The 20,038-nt window shown below is 48.1% G+C and carries 16 protein-coding genes; 10 read left to right on the top strand and 6 right to left on the bottom strand.

What is annotated here, in order from left to right; all coding sequences use genetic code 11:
* The first annotated feature begins 78 nt into the window (after positions 1-78).
* Positions 79-1,935, top strand: a complete 1,857-nt coding sequence (locus CPZ25_RS11340; RefSeq protein ID WP_096918555.1) for a lectin like domain-containing protein — start codon at positions 79-81, stop codon at positions 1,933-1,935.
* Between the two features lie 96 nt (positions 1,936-2,031).
* Positions 2,032-3,339, top strand: a complete 1,308-nt coding sequence (guaA, locus tag CPZ25_RS11335) for a glutamine-hydrolyzing GMP synthase (RefSeq protein ID WP_096918556.1) — start codon at positions 2,032-2,034, stop codon at positions 3,337-3,339.
* A 71-nt stretch (positions 3,340-3,410) separates the two neighbouring features.
* On the opposite strand, the gene CPZ25_RS11330 is transcribed toward guaA, so the two are convergent.
* The 3 genes from CPZ25_RS11330 to CPZ25_RS11320 all read right to left on the bottom strand — a co-directional run bounded on the left by CPZ25_RS11330 (position 3,411) and on the right by CPZ25_RS11320 (position 6,960).
* Positions 3,411-4,685: a DUF6070 family protein gene (locus CPZ25_RS11330; RefSeq protein ID WP_096918557.1), complete on the bottom strand. Its 1,275-nt coding sequence runs from the start codon at positions 4,683-4,685 to the stop codon at positions 3,411-3,413.
* A 118-nt stretch (positions 4,686-4,803) separates the two neighbouring features.
* Positions 4,804-6,570 (bottom strand): BlaR1 family beta-lactam sensor/signal transducer, encoded by a 1,767-nt coding sequence (locus CPZ25_RS11325; protein WP_096918558.1) that lies wholly within the window; start codon positions 6,568-6,570, stop codon positions 4,804-4,806.
* Positions 6,571-6,579: 9 nt separating this feature from the next.
* Entirely contained in the window at positions 6,580-6,960 is a 381-nt protein-coding gene (locus CPZ25_RS11320) for a BlaI/MecI/CopY family transcriptional regulator (RefSeq protein WP_096918559.1), read from the bottom strand.
* Positions 6,961-7,124: 164 nt separating this feature from the next.
* On the opposite strand from CPZ25_RS11320, the gene CPZ25_RS11315 reads away from it, so the two are divergent.
* The 8 genes from CPZ25_RS11315 (at position 7,125) to CPZ25_RS11280 (ending at position 15,602) form a co-directional block, all read left to right on the top strand.
* Positions 7,125-7,889, top strand: coding sequence for a DeoR/GlpR family DNA-binding transcription regulator (locus CPZ25_RS11315; RefSeq protein ID WP_096918560.1), 765 nt, complete (start codon positions 7,125-7,127; stop codon positions 7,887-7,889).
* Positions 7,890-8,137: 248 nt separating this feature from the next.
* A complete protein-coding gene (locus CPZ25_RS11310; RefSeq protein WP_096918561.1) occupies positions 8,138-9,694 on the top strand; it encodes a xylulokinase in 1,557 nt (518 codons plus the stop codon).
* 11 nt (positions 9,695-9,705) lie between these two features.
* Positions 9,706-10,782: a uroporphyrinogen decarboxylase family protein gene (locus tag CPZ25_RS11305; protein ID WP_133067051.1), complete on the top strand. Its 1,077-nt coding sequence runs from the start codon at positions 9,706-9,708 to the stop codon at positions 10,780-10,782.
* 12 nt (positions 10,783-10,794) lie between these two features.
* Positions 10,795-11,598 (top strand): methyltetrahydrofolate cobalamin methyltransferase, encoded by an 804-nt coding sequence (locus CPZ25_RS11300; RefSeq protein ID WP_096918562.1) that lies wholly within the window; start codon positions 10,795-10,797, stop codon positions 11,596-11,598.
* Between the two features lie 15 nt (positions 11,599-11,613).
* Positions 11,614-12,246, top strand: coding sequence for a corrinoid protein (locus CPZ25_RS11295; RefSeq protein WP_096918563.1), 633 nt, complete (start codon positions 11,614-11,616; stop codon positions 12,244-12,246).
* Between the two features lie 36 nt (positions 12,247-12,282).
* Positions 12,283-13,212, top strand: coding sequence for a DUF7973 family transport facilitator (locus CPZ25_RS11290; RefSeq protein ID WP_058693273.1), 930 nt, complete (start codon positions 12,283-12,285; stop codon positions 13,210-13,212).
* Between the two features lie 141 nt (positions 13,213-13,353).
* Positions 13,354-14,418 carry a YdcF family protein gene (locus tag CPZ25_RS11285; protein WP_096918564.1) on the top strand — a complete coding sequence of 355 codons (1,065 nt, stop codon included), beginning with the start codon at positions 13,354-13,356 and terminating at the stop codon, positions 14,416-14,418.
* Positions 14,419-14,570: 152 nt separating this feature from the next.
* Positions 14,571-15,602: a zinc-dependent alcohol dehydrogenase gene (locus CPZ25_RS11280; protein WP_058693275.1), complete on the top strand. Its 1,032-nt coding sequence runs from the start codon at positions 14,571-14,573 to the stop codon at positions 15,600-15,602.
* A gap of 66 nt (positions 15,603-15,668) precedes the next feature.
* On the opposite strand, the gene CPZ25_RS11275 is transcribed toward CPZ25_RS11280, so the two are convergent.
* Genes CPZ25_RS11275 through CPZ25_RS11265 form a run of 3 tightly spaced genes read right to left on the bottom strand, consistent with a single transcriptional unit; the run spans position 15,669 to position 19,924 of the window.
* Positions 15,669-17,108 carry a trimethylamine methyltransferase family protein gene (locus CPZ25_RS11275; protein ID WP_096918565.1) on the bottom strand — a complete coding sequence of 480 codons (1,440 nt, stop codon included), beginning with the start codon at positions 17,106-17,108 and terminating at the stop codon, positions 15,669-15,671.
* A 23-nt stretch (positions 17,109-17,131) separates the two neighbouring features.
* Positions 17,132-18,643 carry a BCCT family transporter gene (locus tag CPZ25_RS11270; RefSeq protein ID WP_096918566.1) on the bottom strand — a complete coding sequence of 504 codons (1,512 nt, stop codon included), beginning with the start codon at positions 18,641-18,643 and terminating at the stop codon, positions 17,132-17,134.
* Between the two features lie 30 nt (positions 18,644-18,673).
* Positions 18,674-19,924, bottom strand: coding sequence for an MFS transporter (locus tag CPZ25_RS11265; RefSeq protein WP_096918567.1), 1,251 nt, complete (start codon positions 19,922-19,924; stop codon positions 18,674-18,676).
* Positions 19,925-20,038 lie beyond the last annotated feature (114 nt).

Raw genomic sequence — 20,038 nt, 5'->3', positions numbered from 1 at the left:
AAAGTCAGCCTTAAATCAATTTGACCCTGAATAAAAAATACAGTATGATTAAATCAAAAATAAGCGGAGGATGAGAACGTGAAAATCAGAAAGCGAAACAGGATTAACCGGACAGCGGGCATTATGGCCGCTGTGCTCATGGCGGTCTTTGGGCTGGTATCCCCTGTGTATGCGGATGAGCAGGAAAGTGCACAGCCAGGACTGGATCAGTCATATTATAATTTTAAGCAATCGGAAAACTTAAAGGAGTCTTTGCCCGCAGCTTATGACCTGCGCTCCCTTGGCAGGAGCACCAGCGTGAAAAATCAAAATCCCTGGTCCTCCTGCTGGGCTTTCAGCGGGATGTCGGCCATTGAGTCCAATTTGCTGACCCAGCAGAAAAAAGAAGGAGCGCAGGCTGCCGCAGAGCCGGATTATTCCGAACGGCACCTGTCCTATTTTGCCTATCGTCTGGCAGACTCTACCGGGGTGAATAACAGGGCCGAGGGAACCGCGTCCGCTAAAGGCCTTTTTATGGACCTTGGCGGCACCCGGGAGCTGCTGACCGGCACCTTGAGCACCTGGTGCGGCGTGGACACCGAGACAGATGTGCCCTATGAAGGGACTCCCTACGAGTGGTATCCGACTGAAAACCCCAAAGATATGAACTGGGAAGTCGCCGAGGATAAATTTTTTAACGCGGCGGTACACCTCCAGAACGCCGATTTCCTACCTGGAACTGCCACCTTTACAGACGCTGATAAACAGAATTTTGTCTATGATAAAAAAGCAGAGCAGGCCATCAAGGCAAGCCTGATGGAAAACGGCGAGGTTCAGGTGTACTTTGCCGCGGGCCAGAGCACGCCTCAGGAGGCAGCAGAAGATAACAGCGGCGGCGCTGAAAAGAAAGATGCCGCCGAGTTTAATAAAACCTATGAAGCGCCCAACCACCTTGTGTCCATTGTGGGCTGGGATGATGGCTATTCGGCCGGTAATTTTGCCGAAACTCCGGAGGGCGACGGCGCCTGGATCGTCAAGAACAGCTGGGGCAGCGGCTGGGGAAACAACGGTTACTTTTATCTGTCCTACTATGACCGGAGCGTACAGTCCTTTGCCGCCTATCAGGTGGATATCCCGGATGGTGACGGGCGGTTCGCCTATGACCATAATTATCAGTATGATTTTCTGGGATTAAAATCCTACGCACCGCTGGGGCTTCAGGAGCAGTCTGCCGCGGCCGCCAATGTGTTCACAGCCGCTGGAAACGAAAGCCTGAAGGCTGTCTCAGCAGTTACCATTACCCCGGGATCAGCGGTTCATACCCGCGTGTATAGAGATTTAAAGGATAAAAACAATCCAGAGAGCGGTACACTGGCTGTGGATCAGACCGACACTGTAAAATACGGCGGCTACCATACCCTCTCTCTGGCCCAGAACATCGCCCTTGAGCCGGGGGAGACATTTTCTGTCATTCAGGAAATTTCAGGCAGCGATGGATATTACTGGCCCATCGAGACAGGAACGGGAATGTATGATTTCTATGGTATGGAGGGAACCTTTCACTGCATTGCAAAGGCCGACGCCGGGCAGAGCTTTATCAGAAAAGCCGGCGAGGACTGGCAGGACGTCACAAATCTGCCTGATGAAACCATTGAGCTATATGGTCAAACAGCCACCCGAAACTACGGCAATGCCATGATCAAGGCCTTTACCAGCGATTTGGCAGAAGAACCCGTCACACCAGAGGTTGATCCACAGCCTAATGAGGGTACGGAAGAACCGGATCAGAATATTCAGGAATCAGGAGCAGATATGGCCGGAGCGTCTGAAACGGCTGAAAATACACAGACGGGCATCGAAGGATCACATACGACAACGACCTTTATCCTTGTGGGTGTGCTTGTGGTGGTGGCTGTCCTGATCGCGGCTTTGTATCTCAGAAGACGTAAAAAATAGAGTGACGGTACAGGGCCGTTGTGCTTGCGGGCATCTATTCTCCTGTGATAAAATAAGAGAATGATCTTTTACGAAATAAATTGAGGAGAGTAAAACATGAAACAAGACATGATTGTCATTTTAGACTTGGGAAATACCGAAAACACAACCCTGGCCAGAGCGATCCGCAGCCTGGGCGTATACAGTGAAATTTATCCGCATGATATCACAAAGGCAGAACTGGAAGCGCTGCCGAATGTCAAAGGGATTATCGTAAACGGTGGCCCGAATAACGTGGTAGACGGCGAAAAAATAGACGTGGGCCCGTGGGTCTACGAAGCAGACTGCCCGGTGCTGGCAGTAGACCATGCACCGGCCAAAGGCGTGGATGCATTGGAAAAATGGCCTGATGATGAAGCGGAATTAATGGGCGTTCTGGAAGAATTTGTGCTGGTACAGTGCAAAGCAGAAAAGAACTGGAATATGAAAAACTTTATCGCCGACCAGGTTGAGCTTATTAAACGCCAGGTAGGCGACCGCAAGGTTCTGCTGGCCCTGTCCGGCGGTGTGGACAGCTCCGTTGTCGCAGCCCTTCTCATCAAAGCTATCGGAAAACAGCTTGTCTGTGTCCATGTCAATCACGGCCTCATGCGTAAAGGCGAATCCGAAAGCGTGGTTGAGGTCTTTAAAAATCAGCTGGACGCCAACCTCGTCTATGTGGATGCCACCGAACGCTTTTTAACCAAGCTGGCCGGTGTGGCTGACCCGGAAGAAAAACGCAAGATCATCGGTGCAGAATTTATCCGTGTCTTTGAAGAAGAAGCCCGCAAGCTGGAAGGCATCGACTTCCTGGGACAGGGCACCATCTACCCGGATATTGTGGAAAGCGGTACCAAAACCGCCAAAATGGTTAAATCCCACCACAATGTCGGCGGCTTGCCCGAGGATTTACAGTTTGAGCTGGTCGAACCCGTCCGCCAGCTGTTCAAGGACGAAGTCCGCGCCTGCGGCACAGAGCTCGGCCTGCCAGACGATATGGTATACCGTCAGCCATTCCCAGGCCCAGGCCTTGGCGTACGTTGCCTTGGCGCCATTACCCGTGACCGTCTCGAAGCCGTCCGGGAATCCGACGCCATCCTGAGAGAAGAATTTGCAGCGGCCGGACTGGATAAAAAAGTATGGCAGTACTTTACCGTTGTCCCAGACTTCAAATCCGTCGGCGTCCGCGATAACGCCAGAAGCTTCGAATACCCCGTCATCCTCCGCGCCATCAACACCATTGACGCCATGACCGCCACCATCGAAGAAATCGACTGGCCCGTCCTCCAGAAAATCACCCACCGGATTTTGAACGAAGTAAAGAACGTTAACCGCGTGTGCTACGATTTGAGCCCCAAGCCTTGTGCTACGATTGAGTGGGAATAGAGAAGAATAAACTTTAAATCAAAACAAATCTTCAAGAATTTACTGTTCCTGAAGATTTGTTTTTTTACACCCTACCAATAATCCCTAAACTTCTCATCCCTCTGCTCCCGAACCCGCGGAAAATAAACCGGAATATCCTCTTCATTTCCGGCGGTTATGGTATTTGAAACATATTGAAACCCGCCGTCTTCCAAGGGACGGACGGTAAGCTTATGGGTGAAGAGCGCATCGGTTTCTTTTTCCGGGCAGATGGCGTCTACGGTCAGGGTTAGGGTGCCGTCGCTGTTTTTCTGGCTGGCAATGACGTTGGGGTACAGGGTGGGATTGGGGTAGGTATTAGTGCCTTTATATTCCTGCCAGGGATAGGCGTTGCGGTCTTCATCGTAGGAGGCCGCTTTTTTTAGCTGGGGAGCGGTCATGTTGAAAAAGGGCAGGATAACAGCTTCAAATTCACTGCTGGGGATATAGAAGTTACCGCTCTGTTTGTCAAAGGGGTAATCCTTTGGGCTTAGATAGCTGCCGGTGCCAAGCTTTTTCAGATATTCCAGCAGGTCATTAAAATTGAGGCTGTTAAAATCCGGCTCACTCCAATCGCTGATCAACAGGTTGTTGCCCTTATAGCTTACTGGCGCGATGTAGGCGAGGCTGTACTGGAGCAGTGCATCGGGGACGGGCTTGATGCGTAGCAGCTGGTAGCGGCCCATTTTTTCAAACACATGGGGAGTGGCGCAGCCGGTGGTGCGGGTGTATATGAAATTGCCGTTTTCGGTATACAGCCAGCTGTCGATGCTTGTTTTCTGAAAATCCTTTACCTTTGGCCGGCCCGTATTGTCCCACTCCAGATTGGCGTAAGCGAAATAGCGTTTGCCGCTGTGATATGAGAACAGGTAGTAATAAAAGCCGCCGTATTCTGAGAGGGCAATGGCTTCTAGCTCTGCGTCCTGCTGGGCGGAGATATTGTCCCGGAAATCTGAGAAGGACTCTGGATTGAGCAGGGTGGAGGTTTCATCGCCGTTTGCGTCAATGACGGAGATTCCTTCTTCCAGAAGTGCGGCTTTGATCTTTTCCAGATCGGTATCGCTCACGCTTGACTGCTCATAGCTGAGCTCAGGCTTTTTCTTTTTTGCGGCGTGATATTGGCTTTGGTAGAGGTCTGCGATTTTGAGACAGCGTTTTTCGATTTTTCCGGAGGTTTCATCATCCAGCTTTTCCGCGCCTAAAAGCCTGAAATCCGGGCTTGATCGTGTTTCGGATGGATTGTATTGCGGCGTAATGTTCTGCGCTGAGCAGCTAGATAGCAGGAAAACAAGGCAGAGAAATATGGAAAGAATCTTTAACTTTTTCAAGGGGTGCCTCCTTAATCTTACACGTGTAAGAATTTTATGGATTAATTATTACATGTGTAAGATTAAAAGTCAAGCATTGCAAAAAAAGAGTGGACATTCTTAAATGACCACTCCTTTTTTATTGGAAAATACCCATATCCCGAAGGATTGAAAGGGTCAGCTGCGCTGCTGCGGGGCCGTTGGCGTTGGCGCTGTCCTGGAGGTTGGTGGCAAAATAGCAGGTGTTATCTGGGGTTTCGACATAGCCGACAAACCAGCCGCTGACATTCTGTCCGTTCACCTTTCCAGACCCTGTTTTGCCGTACAGACGGCAGTCTGGGCTGTCTGAGAGAAGCAGGGCATTTTTAACGGCTTCAATATTTTGGGTTGAGAAGCCCCATGCATTCTCACGGAGCTTTCTTAGCAGATCTATCTGCTCCAGGGGCGATATTTTGAGGGTTGACGCGTTCCAGTAGTCTTCTATAGAGCGGCCGACCTCTGCGTTTCCATAGCCAATGAACTGATAAAACGAACTCAGCTCGCTGATGCCAGACTGCGTGTCCAGCCGCCTAAAATACCAGTTGACGGAATGGCGCATGGCGCTTGCCAGATCCAGATCCTGATTCCACGCTTCAAAGGGGTATGGCTGCTGGTCCCATTTTAGCAAGCTGGAGTCTGGTGTGATAACGCCCTGCTCCAGAGCGTTGAGGGCGCTATAGATCTTATAAGTTGAAAAAGGGGAGGAGCGTTCGGTCGTTTTTTCGGGGTGCCATGCCTGATAACGGTCATGGCTCTGGTCATAGAGGACAAAGCAGCCTGACGTACTGCCAAAATAGGCGTCTAAATTTTCAGAGGTCAGGGTGATGTCCCCGGGCGGCGTATAATGGTCGGAACTGGAGGCAAAGGCGGAAATGAGCGGTACCTGGCTCAGCGCGATGAGGACTGTGACCAGACAAACCAGGATGCTTTGCCATCGCTTTTTAGGGGGTTCTTTTTTGTATCGGGAGATCGCCAGTATCCGTTCCTGGAGCTGTTTTTTTGTTCCTCCGGCGCTGCTCGCAGTGCTGAAAGCGTTAAGGGAGCTGCCAGCGAAATTGAGCAGGGTATAGCCATAATTCAGGCGTTCTTTTTCGCTGGGAAGTCTCGCCAGGACAGAATCGTCACAGAAAAGCTCCCGGTCACTGCGCAGCCGGGAAAAAGCGTACCAGACAAGAGGGTTAAACCAGTAGACGATCCGCAGCGCGCACATGAGATGGTTTAAAAAAATGTCTTTGTTTTTGATATGGCACAGCTCGTGGAGCAGAATGTTTTTTACTTCCGCGAGGGTCAGCTGCTGTGTGATGCCTTTGGGGAGGACAATATAATGGGTGAAGAACCCAAAGGTCAGTGGGCCATTTATTTCGCGGGACTGGCAGAGTTTTACTCTGCCGTGACAGGGAATGACAGACTGACATTCTTTTAATGTAAGAGAAAGCACTGGATCTGGCTGAAGAAAGCGTTTTTTCAGCCAGTGCAGCCGAAGGACGCCGGCCAGGCAGACCATGGCGGAGAGTAGGGCGCCGCATCCCCAGATTGCTGTAATCCAGGCGGTAAGCCGGCCAGAATCAGCACGGCTGACGGACTGGGAAAAATCCTGCATCCATCCAGAGGCTTCGGACAGTGTGGCGGTACCGCTCCCTGCGGCGACTACGGCGCTTTGACCAGGCATTGGAAAGCTGGAAAAACCAACGGCTTTAAATAAAGAATCGGGCAGGAGCACAACGCACAGGGAGATTAACAGGACGAACCAGATGTAATAATGGTACCGGCGGGTCAGCCTGTCACCGAGGAGCTTTTTGATACCGGAGATGACACAGACGAGCAGCCCGCAGAAGATATTGCCGGCTAAAAAACGGATAAGAAACATGCTGCCGCCTCAGCCCTTTGCCTTTTGGTCTAAAATGGACCGGAGGCTGTCAATGTCCTCCTGGGACAAATCGTTCTGGGAAAGGTAGCTGACAACCATCTGGTCCAGGGCGCCGTTAAAAAATTTATTCAGAAAGGCGTGGCTCTCGTGGGAAATGTAGTCCTCCTTTGGGATGAGTGGGGAATAGACATATACCCGGCCTTCCTTTTCATGGGTGACGGCGCCTTTTTTTTCGAGGCGGATGAGCATGGTCTGGATGGTTTTGGGGCTCCAGTCGCTTGTAGCGCTGAGCAGACCGACGATCTCGTTGGTGTTGATGGGCGCTTTGTACCAGATGATCTGCATCACCTCGAACTCGGCTTCGGATATTTGGGGAAGTTTTTCGTTCATTCTAAGCCTCCTGATCTTACAAGTGTAATCAAGATGATTATAGCCTTTCTTCGTTTTGGTGTCAACGCGGCGGTTTCAGACAAGCCATTAAAATGTTTCCTCCCCTTGTCTTACCTTCAAAAAAATGCTAGAATGAATTTACTATAACAGGCAGGTGGTAACCCATGTTTGAAGAGCAGAGAATTGACAAAATAAAAAAATATTTGCTGGAGCACCGGAGCGCAGACTACAAGACCCTGTGTGAGGCAGTGCCGGCCAGCCTCTCGACGGTCCGGAGGGATGTTGACAAGCTTGCGAAGCAGGGCTTCCTCGAGAAAAAGCGCGGCGGTATGGTGCTCAGCGATACTCAGATCAACCAGGTGTTCTATGAAAATGCCGATGACCTGATCGGGCTGAAAACCGAGGTAGGCTACGCGGCAGCGGGACTGGTGCAGTCTGGCGATATTATATTCATCGGCGCCGGGAACAGCTGCTGGCAAATGAGCAAATTTATTACAGCCGAAAATATCACGGTGGTAACGCACAGCTTTAACGTGGTTATGGAGCTGGCGCCAAAGCCCAATATTCGTCTGATCTTTCTGGGCGGCGATGTGGAAATCGAGAGTAAGAAGTATTTTACCTCGGGCTCCTTTGCCCAGGAAACCCTTAAAAATATTTATATAGAGAAATCCTTTATAACGGTCAATGGCGTGTCCGAGGATTTTGGCTATACCATCAACAACAACTACCTTGCCGAGATATATACCATGCTCTTAAAATTTTCAGACAAAACTTATGTGCTGGCCGATGAAACCAAATTTGGCAAGCGCGCGTTTCGAAAAATCTGTGAATTTGACGCTGTTGGGCATATTATCACCACGACCGGTTATCCAGAGGAATATCAAAAGGCATTTGCTGAAATGCAGGTTGAGGTCATTACGAGCCGCTGACGGAGTAAAGCTCCGCAGCGGTTTTTATTTTTATAAAAATGTCAAAACATGTCAAAAATAGATCTATATATTTCAAATAATATCGTAAAAATGAAATTATTTGAAAAAATATGTTGACAATCACGTCAAAATAGACTAAAATGTGGTCATGAGATGTTGAAAAACACATCTAAATGGACAAACTGATCAGAATGTTTCAAAACGTATCAAGGAAGATGTAGTATTAAAAAATATAAGGGGATTAAAAAATGAAGGGCTATTTAACATTAGGAATCGATATCGGTACATCAAGTGTAAAAGCGCGGGTGCTGGACACCCGGACCAACCAGATTGTGGCTAAGGGCTTCCAGACGCATCCGCTGCTGCTCTCAAAGCCGGGCTATGCCGAGCAGGAGGGAGACAGCTACTGGTCCGCTGTAAAATCAGCTATCCGCCAGTGTCTGGACTGCGGCATTGACGCGGAAAACATTGCGGGTGTTGCTCTTTCAGGGCTGGTGGGGGTAATGCTGCCCATTGATAAAGACGGCCGCCCGGTGCGCCCGGGGATGATCTGGATGGACGCCCGGGCCGAGGAGGAATGTAATGAAATCCGTGAGCGTGTGGGCGAGGAGGTTATCAACTACAACAACGGTAACCGCATTGCCTGCTGGTTCATCGAGCCAAAGGCGTTATGGATGAAAAAGCATGAGCCGGGACTTTTTAACAAGACTTATAAGCTCTTATCACCTGCAGGCTACTGCACCTACCGGCTCTGTAAGGAATTTACCATCAATAAGGGGGACGCTGGTCTATTCTATCCCTTCGATTACCAAAAGGGTGAGTGGAACACAGAGCTCGCAGAAAAAATCGGCGTTCCCATTGATAAATATCCAAAGATCTATGACTGTGACGAGGTGGTCGGCACTGTGGATGACGAAGCCGCTGCCGAAACGGGCTTAAAGAAGGGTACCATCGTAGTGGCCGGCGGTACAGACATCAGCTCGGCTGCTCTGGGCTGCGGTGTCACCAAGGCCTACCAGGCGTATTACTCCATGGGCACAGGCTCCAACCTGGGGATCATGATTCCCACACCGGAGCGCAAGGAAGAATTCCGGATTCTCAAGTGGCCTCATGTTATTCCGGGGCTGACCATGTTCGATGCGCCCATGGCCTTTACCGGCGCTTCGCTTAACTGGTTTAACGGCACCTTCGGCGGTCACGAGCAGGTTGTTGCGAAATCGACCGGGCAGAATGTTTTCAGTCTCTATGACGCCGAGGCGGCAGCCCAGACTAAACCCGGCGCCGGCGGTCTTTTATACCTGCCTTATCTCGGGAACACGCTTTCACCTCACTGGAACCCCAACTCAAAGGGCGTATTCTTCGGCGTTACCCTGAGCACCAGCCGTGAAGATATGATCCGCGCGCTTATGGAGGGCGTAGCCTTTGACCTGTACTCCAACATCAAGATTGCCCAGGCCTCCGGCGCGAAGATTGATGGGCTGACCTTAAACGGCGGCCCCACCAAGAGCAGATTCTGGAACCGTATTACCGCGGATGTCACAGGCATTCCGCTGAGCACCACCAATGTGGATGAAGCTGCGCCGCTGGGCGACGCCATTCTGGCAGCCAAGGGGGCAGGGCTTTGTGACAGCATTATTGCCATGTCTAAAGATATTGTCAAGGTGACCGAAACCATTGAGCCGGATATGAAAAATCATGAAATGTATCAGGATTTCTTCGGCATCTGGCAGCGTGTATATGAAAACCTGAAAAAGGAAATGGACGACCATCATCAGCTGTTATTCAAATATAATTTTACAAAATAGGAGTGAATATTGTGAATTCTAGAGAGCGTGTGCAGATGGCGCTGCACCATGAACGGCCGGACCGGGCGCCCATCAATTTCCGGTCAACAGATATTGTGGCAGAAAATTTAGGAAAATACTATGGAAAAAGCTATGACGAGCTGCTGGAATACTATCAGGTGGATTTTAGAGAGGTGATCCCGCCTTATGTGGGACCGGCTTTCGAAAAATCCGCGGACGGCACCTTTTATGACGAGTGGGGGGTACGCCGCAGGGAACGCATCACAGGCCACAGCCGTGATTTATACGTAGACCTCAACCCTCTGGGCGATGTGGAGGACGATGACGATATGGATAAGGTTCTCGGCTATAAGTGGCCGACGCCTGACGCCTATGACTACTCGGCTGTGGAAAGGCTGTGTGACCAGTACGAGGGCTACGCGATCTGTGGCCCGGGCATCCACTGCGAGGGCTATCACGGGGTTTTCCATCAGCTGACTTACCTTTTCGGCATGGAAAATGCCATGATCCTGCTCATGTCTGAGGAAGAAATGATGCAGGAGGCAGTCCGCCGCGTTACAGACTTCTGGGTGGGCTATTATGACCGGCTGCTCACCGCTTCCAAGGGCAAAATGGACTTTATCTTTTACAAGGATGACATGGGGACTCAAAACAGCCTGATGATCAATCGGGATGTCTTTATGACCTACTTTGCGCCTGGACTCAAGGAGCTGTGCGATATGGCGGACAGCCACAACGCGACACTGATTTACCATACCTGCGGCTCTGTTATGCCGCTGATCCCGGATTTTATCGACGCAGGCGTCAGGGTTCTTGACCCGATCCAGACCTCAGCTAAAAACATGGACATTCATGTGCTCAAGGAAAAATTTGGGGATAAGCTCACCTTCCACGGCGGCATGGACACCCAGCAGGATCTGCCGAACCTCAAGCCTGATGCGATCCGTGAGCTCACAAAGGAAACCCTTTCTGTGCTGGGGAAGGATGGCGGCTATTTTTTCAGCCCAAGCCACCGTATCCAGCAGGATACGCCCCTTGAGAACATTGACGCCATGTATGATGTAGCATTGAACTGGAATGAATACTAAAGAGGCGAAACCATGATTATTATCGGAGAAAAAATAAACGGCTCGATTCCATCTGTGGCAAAAGCCATTGAGGAGAGAGATACGGCATTTTTGCAGGAGCTGGCTGAAAAGCAGAGCGCTGCCGGCGCGGATTTTATTGACGTCTGCGCTTCGGTACCGGAAAAGCGCGAGGCAGAAACCCTGAAATGGATGATCGAGGCGGTTCAGGCCGTCACAGATACACCGCTGGCTGTGGACAGCCCGTCGCCGGAGATCCTAAGAGAAGTGCTGCCACACTGCAATGAAGAGGGGCTGGTCAATTCTGTGTCCCTTGAGGGGAATAAGATTGATATTATTTTTCCAGCCATCGCGGATACAAAATGGGAATGTGCGGCGCTGCTCTGCGACGATTCTGGTATTCCCAAAACAGCGGAAAAGCGGCTGGAGATTTTTGAAGCCATTATGGATAAGGCAAAAGCATATGGTATAGCGCCGGGACGTATCCATATCGACCCGCTGGTGGAAATGCTCTGTGCGTCTGAGGACGGCATTGAGACCGTCACAGAAACCATCCGGGAAATTAAAAAGCGGTACCCGTCAGTCCATGTGACCGGCGCTGCCAGCAATATTTCTTTTAATCTGCCTGCCCGCAAATACGTGAACCAGGGCTTTATGATTCTGGCCATGAACGCGGGCATGGACAGCGCCATTCTGGACCCGCTGAATGCGGACATGATGGGCCTGATCTACGCGGCTGAGGCGCTGCTGGGTGAGGATGAATACTGCATCGAGTATATCAACGCTTATCGTGACGGCTTGTTTGGAAATGTGAAATGAAAAGAGGTTAAAATAATGATGAAAATTGATGAAATCAGCCAGGCGGTTAAAAAGGGGAAGAAAAAAATTATAGCCGGTCTGGTACAGGAAGCCCTGGACGAGGGCTGCGACGCAATGGATATTTTAAACATTGGCATGATCGGCGCCATGGACAAGGTAGGGGAAAACTTTAAAAATGGCGATATCTATGTGCCGGAAATGCTCATCGCGGCAAAGACCATGAAAAAAGGGGTGGACGTCTTAAAACCGCATTTGGCCACAGGCGCCACCGGTTCCATGGGGAAATACATTCTGGCTACCGTCGAGGGGGATCTTCACGATATTGGAAAAAATCTGGTGGGAATGATGATTGAAAGTGCCGGCTTTGAGGTGATCGACCTGGGCGTCGATGTGAAAAACGAAGTGATTATCGAGGCTATCCGTCAAAATCCAGACGTTAGAATTGTGGGGCTTTCTGCCCTTCTCACAACCACCATGCCCGCCCTTGGCGACGCGGTGGCAGCGATCAGGAGCTCGGATGTCGAAAAGAGTTTTAAGATTATGGTCGGCGGTGCGCCAGTCACCCAGGCTTTTGCCGATGAGATCGGCGCAGATGCTTTTGCGGAGGACGCAGGGTCTGCCGCAAAGGTAGCGAAGGAAATCGCATAGCGGTTGATTAGAGGATAAATAAGGGGATTTGATAATATGGATATTTTGATGTTAATTGCCGCCTTTGGCGGCGGCGTGTTCGGTGCGTGTATCGGCGGGGTAACAGCATTTATTTTTACAGGGATCACTGTTGTTGCAGCTATTCTTGGAGGGGCGGCCGGTGCGCCGATGATACCCTTTGTCAGCTTTGGCTCGTGGTTTGGGCCGCATATTTCTTTCTGCGGCGCGGCGGCCGCCGGCGCTTATCTTATGCGCAGGGGAAAGATGGAGAGCGGCGCAGATATTATTACGCCGCTGTGTAAATACAATGACGGCGCTGCGCTGCTGGTCGGCGGGGTGTTTGGCGTTGCCGGCTATCTCATTGAGTTTGTAATCTCGGATCTGTTCGGGGTGAATGTGCTCAATCTGGCAGGCTGGACTGATACAGTCGCCATCACCGTGTTCTTAAACGGCCTGCTCACCCGCCTCACACTTGGGACGAGCGGCTTCCTTGGAAAATGGGAAGGAGAGAAGCATGTCTTCCTGCCAGATAAAAACAGATTTACCTTTCTTCTGGTGCTGGGCGCCGGCAGCAGCCTGCTGGTAGGCTGTATCACCGTGGCGCTTGGGCAGATGGGGCTTGACGGCTCTCAGGAGGCCATGTACCTGTTTAACAACATGGGTTCTTTTGCCTTTGGGATTGCGGCAATCTGTTTTTTGTGGCTGCCCATGAAGCTGCCAATGGAAAACCTTCACCAGATCATTTTACCGGCGGCGACGACGGTGCTCACAGTTTTTGCGGTAACTCAGAATGCTGTGCTGTCGATTATCGGCGGTGTTATTATCGGTATGATCGGCGCTGTGCTCTGCGACATCGCGGCCCGTACCTTCAATACGAATGCCGACAGTCATATCGACCCGCCGGCCTTTACCATCGCTGTGCTGCAAATTTTTAATTTTTCGATTCTGCCAATGCTTCTGGCATAATTATAATGCTCCCTAATTAAATTATTATATAAAGAGGAACGCCTGACATCAGGCGTTTTTCTTTATGTAGCGCTTTACGCGGTAGGAACAATATCGAAATGGGTATAAGGATAATAAAAGTTGAAAATAAGGAGAAATACGATGCTCTTATATGTGATTAATCTCATTTATCTTTTATTCTTTCTGCTTGTGTACTTGCAGGATAGAAGAAGGCTGATCAATGGGTTTCTGTTTTTTATCTTATTGATGATCAGCGGTCTTTCACTTGTCATGCTGGCGGGTGAGACGGGAAACCCGTTTTTATTTTTCCTGGTGGTCATTATCGGGATAATTGTCACCCTGATTTTACTGACGGGTGTATTTATTATTTTGGCGATTTCCTTTTACAGCGCGGTGACGCTGCTGAGAAAGGAAGGGCGGAGCAAAGCCAATCTGCTCAGTCTTCTGGTGGGCATTGGTATTTTGCTGTGGCTGTTTTTGGGGATGGTTTCCTTTAAAAACGTCGAGATCAATGATGTGCTCTCAGTTATTATGCTGCTGGTCAACACAATTTTGTTATACCTGCTGCTGATATTTTCGAATTTTATCCTTTCGTCCTTTATTTATGGGATTTACAGGCCGCTTCTCAGGCAGGACTATATCATTGTGCTGGGATCTGGCCTGATGGGCGGTAATAGAGTTACGCCCCTGCTGGCTGGCCGGATTGACCGGGCCCTTAAGGTTTACCGGCGGCAGGCGGATAAAAAAAAGAAACCGCCCATGCTCATCATGTCTGGCGGCAAGGGAGGCGACGAGCAGATTGCCGAGAGCGAAGCCATGAAACAGTACGCCCTGGAGCAAGGGATTTCAGAGGATCATATTCTGGTCGAGGACCAGTCTAAAAATACCTATGAAAATATGCTGTTTTCCAGACGAATTATCGAGAGCCGGGAGCAGGATATGAAGCATCTGCGTATTTTGTTCTCAACTTCGAATTACCATGTGTTCCGCGCGAGTATATATGCCCGAAAGGCAAACCTCAAGGCGCAGGGGATTGGCGCGAAAACAAAATTTTATTTTTGGTATAACGCTCTGCTTCGGGAGTATGTGGCCATTCTGGCAATGCATAAAAAGACCCATATTATCTGCATTCTCATTTTAGTGGTAATTGTGGGACTCGCAAGCCTGCTGATGCACAATCCGGAAATTGTGACTCGGTTTATTTAAAAAATTGTATTGCTTTTCTTCTGAGACTATGCTAATATACCTATTAAAGAACTTACGTTATTATGTAATTACATTAAAACATGAATCTGCGTGTTGTTTTCATTAGGGGAAATACAATAGGGCGCAGGCATGATCCAGAGGAGGAGTTAATAATGAGAACATTCGTTGTTGGAAAAGACGGAAGCATGTCACTTGAAGAGGTAAATAAGCCAAAATATGATGCGCATCAGGCATTGGTTAAAACAATTGCCTGTGGTATGTGCGGTACAGATGTAAAGCTGCTTCACCGCACCTTTAAAGGCTTTCCGGAATCGGTATACCCCATTATGCTGGGCCATGAAGGCGTGGGCGAGGTCGTTGAAGTCGGCGCAGAGGTAAAGGGGTTAAAACCTGGCGATAAGGTGCTGCTTCCCTTTGTTGATCCAGACCCGGAAAACCTGCCCGGACTGGGCTCGGGCTGGGGTGCGCTGAGTGAGTACGCTGTAGTATGCGACCCGCTGGCTTATCCTGAAGGAGAAGCGCCGGAATGCGCCTTTGCCCAGACAGTGCTTGATGACGACTTGGACCCGGTAGACGCGGTCATGATCATTACCTTCCGCGAGGTTTTATCCTCCATCCGTTACTTCGGTATCCAGCCCACCGATTCTGTTGTGGTCTTTGGCTGCGGTCCGGTTGGGCTGACCTATATGAAGTTTATGAGTCTGCTGGGGGTTAAAAACCTGATTGCCTGCGATATTGTGCCGGAAAAGCTGGAGCAGGCCAAAGCGCATGGCGCCACATATCTGATCAACAGCAGGGATCAGGATGTGCGGGAGGAAGTGCGGAAGATTTTCCCGGAAGGCGTAGATTTTGTACTGGACGCTGCCGGCTCACCGGCCATTGTAAACCAGGGCATGGGGTTGATCAAGGACCGTGGGGCAGTGCTGTGTTACGGCGTGCCTGAAAAGGAAGAAATTACCATTGATTTCAGCCAGGCCGATTACAACTGGCGTGTTATTTACCAACAGATGCCAAGAAAAAGCGAAGAAGGAAAAGCCCATGAGCAGGTTCTGGAATGGATGCGCTCTGGGCAGCTGGAAATTAAAGATTTTATTTCGGATTACTTTAAGTTTGACGACAGCATCGCAGCCTATGAAAAGCTGCTGGACCGCAAGATAATGAAAAAAGGAATTATTACATTTTAGATGACGCGTATGCAAAAGAGGCAGCCGCCCCTTCACAGGGCTGCCGCCTCTTTTTGTCTGTTTTAATTATAACATATCTCGATATTTTTCGTGAATATAAGGATTAAGAATTTCGGCCTGTTCTTTTGTTATGTCCGCAGGAACAAAGCTTTCCAGTCTTTTTTTAACTTCGTCTTCGACCCGGTCATTTACAGAGATGCTGCCTTTGTTTTGCCATTGGTTTGGGTCGTCCTTATTAAAATATTTTGGCAGATAAACTTCTTCCCGGTACATTTTTGGCGTGCGTCCTTTTAAGAAAACGCCGCGGGGACCTGTTTTTTTCAAAAGGTCAAAGCAGAAGTTTTCATCATTGCAGTTAATCCCCTCAGTCATCCGGCAGGCCATATGATGTATTTCTTCATCGACTAAAAATTTTTCGAAATCAGATACATTAAAGGAGCCCATGCAACCGCAGGTGTGGAAGACGATATCGGCACCGGCATTACGTGTTGTTAAAATATTCATCATTGATTCCGCGCCAGCCTGTACATCCAGCTCCTTCGCGTCACTCAGGGAACCGCCGGTTCTAAAGGGCAGGCCGTATAGGTCTGCCAGTCCGGCTACGGCATAGATAACCAGTGAGCACTCGGGAGAGCCGATCGCTAATTGTATGGTACGCATATCGGTTGCCGCAGAGGTGTTTCCATAGACAATATTGGCATCTGGGTTGACCAGTTTGGCGAGGGTGTAACCAGCCAGAATTTCAGCGTTTGTCATTGCAATCATTGACGCCAATGAAGGAGGCGCTGTCATCAGCGGCATTGCGCATGGGGTAATGATCATTGCCTGTTGTGTTTCGGCTAAAATAAAAATACGTTCGATGGGGTCGTGATCCAGGGTCAGAGGCGATAATGTGTTTACGACATAAGCGCTATGGGTGCCTTCTGTTCCCTCAAAACGGTTAACAAGTTCAAGGCTTTTTCGGTAAGCTTCCGAGCCTTTTTCCTTGCTGTCGATGATAAATGTGTTTGGGGCAGACATCAGCATAGGTTTTTGACTGTATTTTAAAACCATCGCGACATTACCAAATACTTTCTGGTTCTCAGAATAAGAATCATCATAGCTTAGAAAGTAATTCATAGTAGATACCTTTGTAATATCGCTGGTGTCTGAAAGCTTGAATTGGTCGATGACATCCTGATTTGTCATTTTTTTAATGCCACCGTGGTTATGATGTCTGTATACATTCCCTAAAATGGGAACACCGTACTGCTGGCCGCTCCCAATTTCAAGATTGCCTTTGCAAGATTTGATGGTAAACTGTTTTTTTGCATATTTCAAAACCTCGTTAAGAAGGGACTCGGGGATAAATACGGTTTCGTTTTCGACCCTTGCGCCGTGTTTTTTAAAAAGTGTCAGGGCGCCTTCGTGTTCAAATTTAATGCCTATTTCCGATAGAATACGAAGCGTATACTCGTGAATTTTTTCAATTTCTGATTTGCTGATATAATTTTCATAGTTTTTCATAATGAGACTCCTTTAAATTAATTTTAAATTTTGTTTTCTTTTTTTAAACTCAGAAAGAAGCTGAGTAATAAGAGCAGTATGACAATAATATAGGGTAAGGTGAAGAAAACAGAGACCTGCTGCATTGCATTGATACCGCCTGAAAAAATAAGCATGCAGGCTAAAGCACCGATCAAAATACTCCATAAAACTCTGAAAAAATGACTGCTGATTTCTTCGCCTTTGCAGCTCATGGTAACAAGCACCTGAGTAGATGCATCTGCGGAGGTAATAAAGAAAATAGCCAGGCTGATCATAATCAATACGCAGGACACCAGCGGTACTGGTAAATTTTGAAGCAGTGCAAAGATACCGCCGGTACTGTCCTTGAGAACCGCTTCGACGATTATGCCGTTGCCGTTTTGGCTCATTTTTAAAGCGCTACCCCCAATAACAGAAAACCAAATGCAGCTAAACAGCGTAGGGATTAGTAAGACAACTGTAATAAACTCACGGATGGTGCGTCCTTTGGATATTTTTGCAATAAAAATTCCAACAAAAGGGGACCAGAGAATCCACATTGCCCAGTAAAAGATCGTCCAGTTACTCATCCAGTTGTACCCTTTAACTGTTTCTATGGTTTGTTGTGCATCGGTAAAAAAGGAGAGAGTAATAAAATGAGATAAATAACCGCCAATTCCTTCAATAAGTGTATTTACGCAATAGATAGTTGGTCCGAAAATAAAGACAAAAATAATAAAGGCTATTGCGAGCTGCATGTTAAAGTCACTGATGCGTTTCATGCCCTTTTCTATACCGAGCATTGACGAAAGGGTAAACGCGATTGTCCCTGCAATAATGACACAAATGGTTGTGAGCATTGTGTTTGGAATTCCGAACACAATGTTTAAGCCGGAGCTGATTTGAAGCGCTCCCATTCCAAAGGAAATTGAAATGCCTAAAAGCGTGATGATAATGGTGAGGGTATCGAGGGAGATATTCAGCAGACGGTGTTTTCTGCCTGGAAACAGAGGCGCAACACAGGAACTGACCAGAGGGCTTGTTTTCTTGCGGTAATGAAAATAAGCGAAGGGCAGTGCCACAGAAGCATAAATTGCCCAGGGATGAATGCCCCAATGAAAAAAAGTAATATACATACTTTCAGTGGCCGCGGCTCCTGTCCAGGCTTGTGTGGTCAGTGGATCCATAAAATGAGACATGGGCTCAGTAACGCCGAAGAAGATAAGGCCAACGCCCATCCCGGCGCTGAACATCATTGCAAACCAGCTTAAATTACTAAATTCAGGTCTATCCGTATCTTTGCCTAAGCGGATACGTCCATATTTACTGAAAGCAATAAATAAACAGAAAACAATAATGATGTCAGCGGCTAAAACAAAGCACCATTTGAAGTTCTGCATAAGAAAATTAAATATTCTTTCAGAAATCTGGTTCATTTGGACAGGGGCGATAAAGAAACTGAGGACTAAGAGTCCGCAGACCAGAAAAGCGGATATAAATACAGGCTTGTCCATTTTTTGAAATAATTCTTTCATTTAAGCTCCTTTCACAATGAAGATAAGCTGTTAGTCTGTTTGTTTTTTGGTGTATTCTTTATGAATCAGCAGACAGGCGACAATGCCGAGAGCGCTGGCTGCTCCCAGTAAGATAAATATTTTGTTAAAACCCGCGTTAATGTTTCCAGCGGCTGTCGCGGCATCAATCCAGGAACCTGCAATGGGACTGACGAGAATCTGAGGAATAAAACCAATGCAGGAAATAACACCGGTACACATTCCGGTCATTTCGATGGGAATGCCAGCTTCACCCATAACAGACCAGTAGGTTGATTTGATAGCGTTAAAGCAAAGCGAAAGAAACAGTGTAAGTGCGATGGATAAAGCTGCCACTTTGCTGCTGAAAATGAGCGAAAGACCAAGGATGCAGGTAAGAGCAAAGAAGACTGAGACAGCCTTGCTTTTGGTTGACATTTTATCCGCGATGACACCACCGATAATTCCTGAAAGGAAAACAATAATGTAATTTCTAAAAATAGAAATGGTACTTGCAATGCTTTCGGGAAGCTTGAGAATTTGTGTTGTGTAGGTGCCTAAATAGCCAGTGCAGCACATATAAACCGTAATACCACAGGCGATAACAAAGATGGTCAGCCAGGTCCCTTTAAGCTTTAACGCGTCGATCATGCGGTAGCTTTTTTCGCAGTCTGCGGTCTGGTCATGCTCCTTTATGTCTTTTGGCAGTACAATGGCCAGTGCAACGGCAATGATAATAAAGAAAGCGACGTTAACCCATATAATAGTTCTGAAACCAAGAGCTTCATTACCAATCGACCCTAAAATCCAAAGGCATAAGAATGAAATTGCAGTAGCCATAACGCCTCGGAAGGCCTCGCTCATCCCAAAAATTTTTCCTTGCTCGCTCTCATCGCCAAGCATTCTCAAGTATTTGAGATAAGGGGACCAAAAGGTTAAAATGCTGAATATCGCAAAAAAGCCGTGGATGATTAAAACGATTGTGTAGGAAGGCAGTAAAGAATAGACAAGAGAAGTGACAGCCATTCCTACAGCACTTAAAATCAGGAGCAGCTTTGCATCAAACTTATCAGCCATATACCCGCTGGGAATATAGCAAATAAAATTGACAAGAGCAACGGCCGTCCCGATGAATCCGAGTTGTGTATTGGTAAGGCCTAAAATTCGGATCATCTGGTCATAGTAGGTTAATTGGAAATAAGGAATGAAATAAACCATTCCAGCCAGAAAGCTTAAGAGAATCAGAATAATATTTCTTTTTCTCCGTGTTAATTGTTGTTCCATTTTTTGATCCTTTCCAGATTTTGAAGAAAATGAGACTTTTAAAAATACAATTTCCCCAAATTAAGTGTTTGCCGGATTATCGATAATCTGTTTGTTTAAATGCGCATGTACTTT

It is taken from the genome of Eubacterium maltosivorans (assembly GCF_002441855.2).
Taxonomy (GTDB): Bacteria; Bacillota; Clostridia; order Eubacteriales; family Eubacteriaceae; genus Eubacterium; species Eubacterium maltosivorans.
The sequence above is the reverse complement of the archived record's forward strand: the minus strand, read 5'-3'. Positions and strand labels throughout refer to the sequence as shown.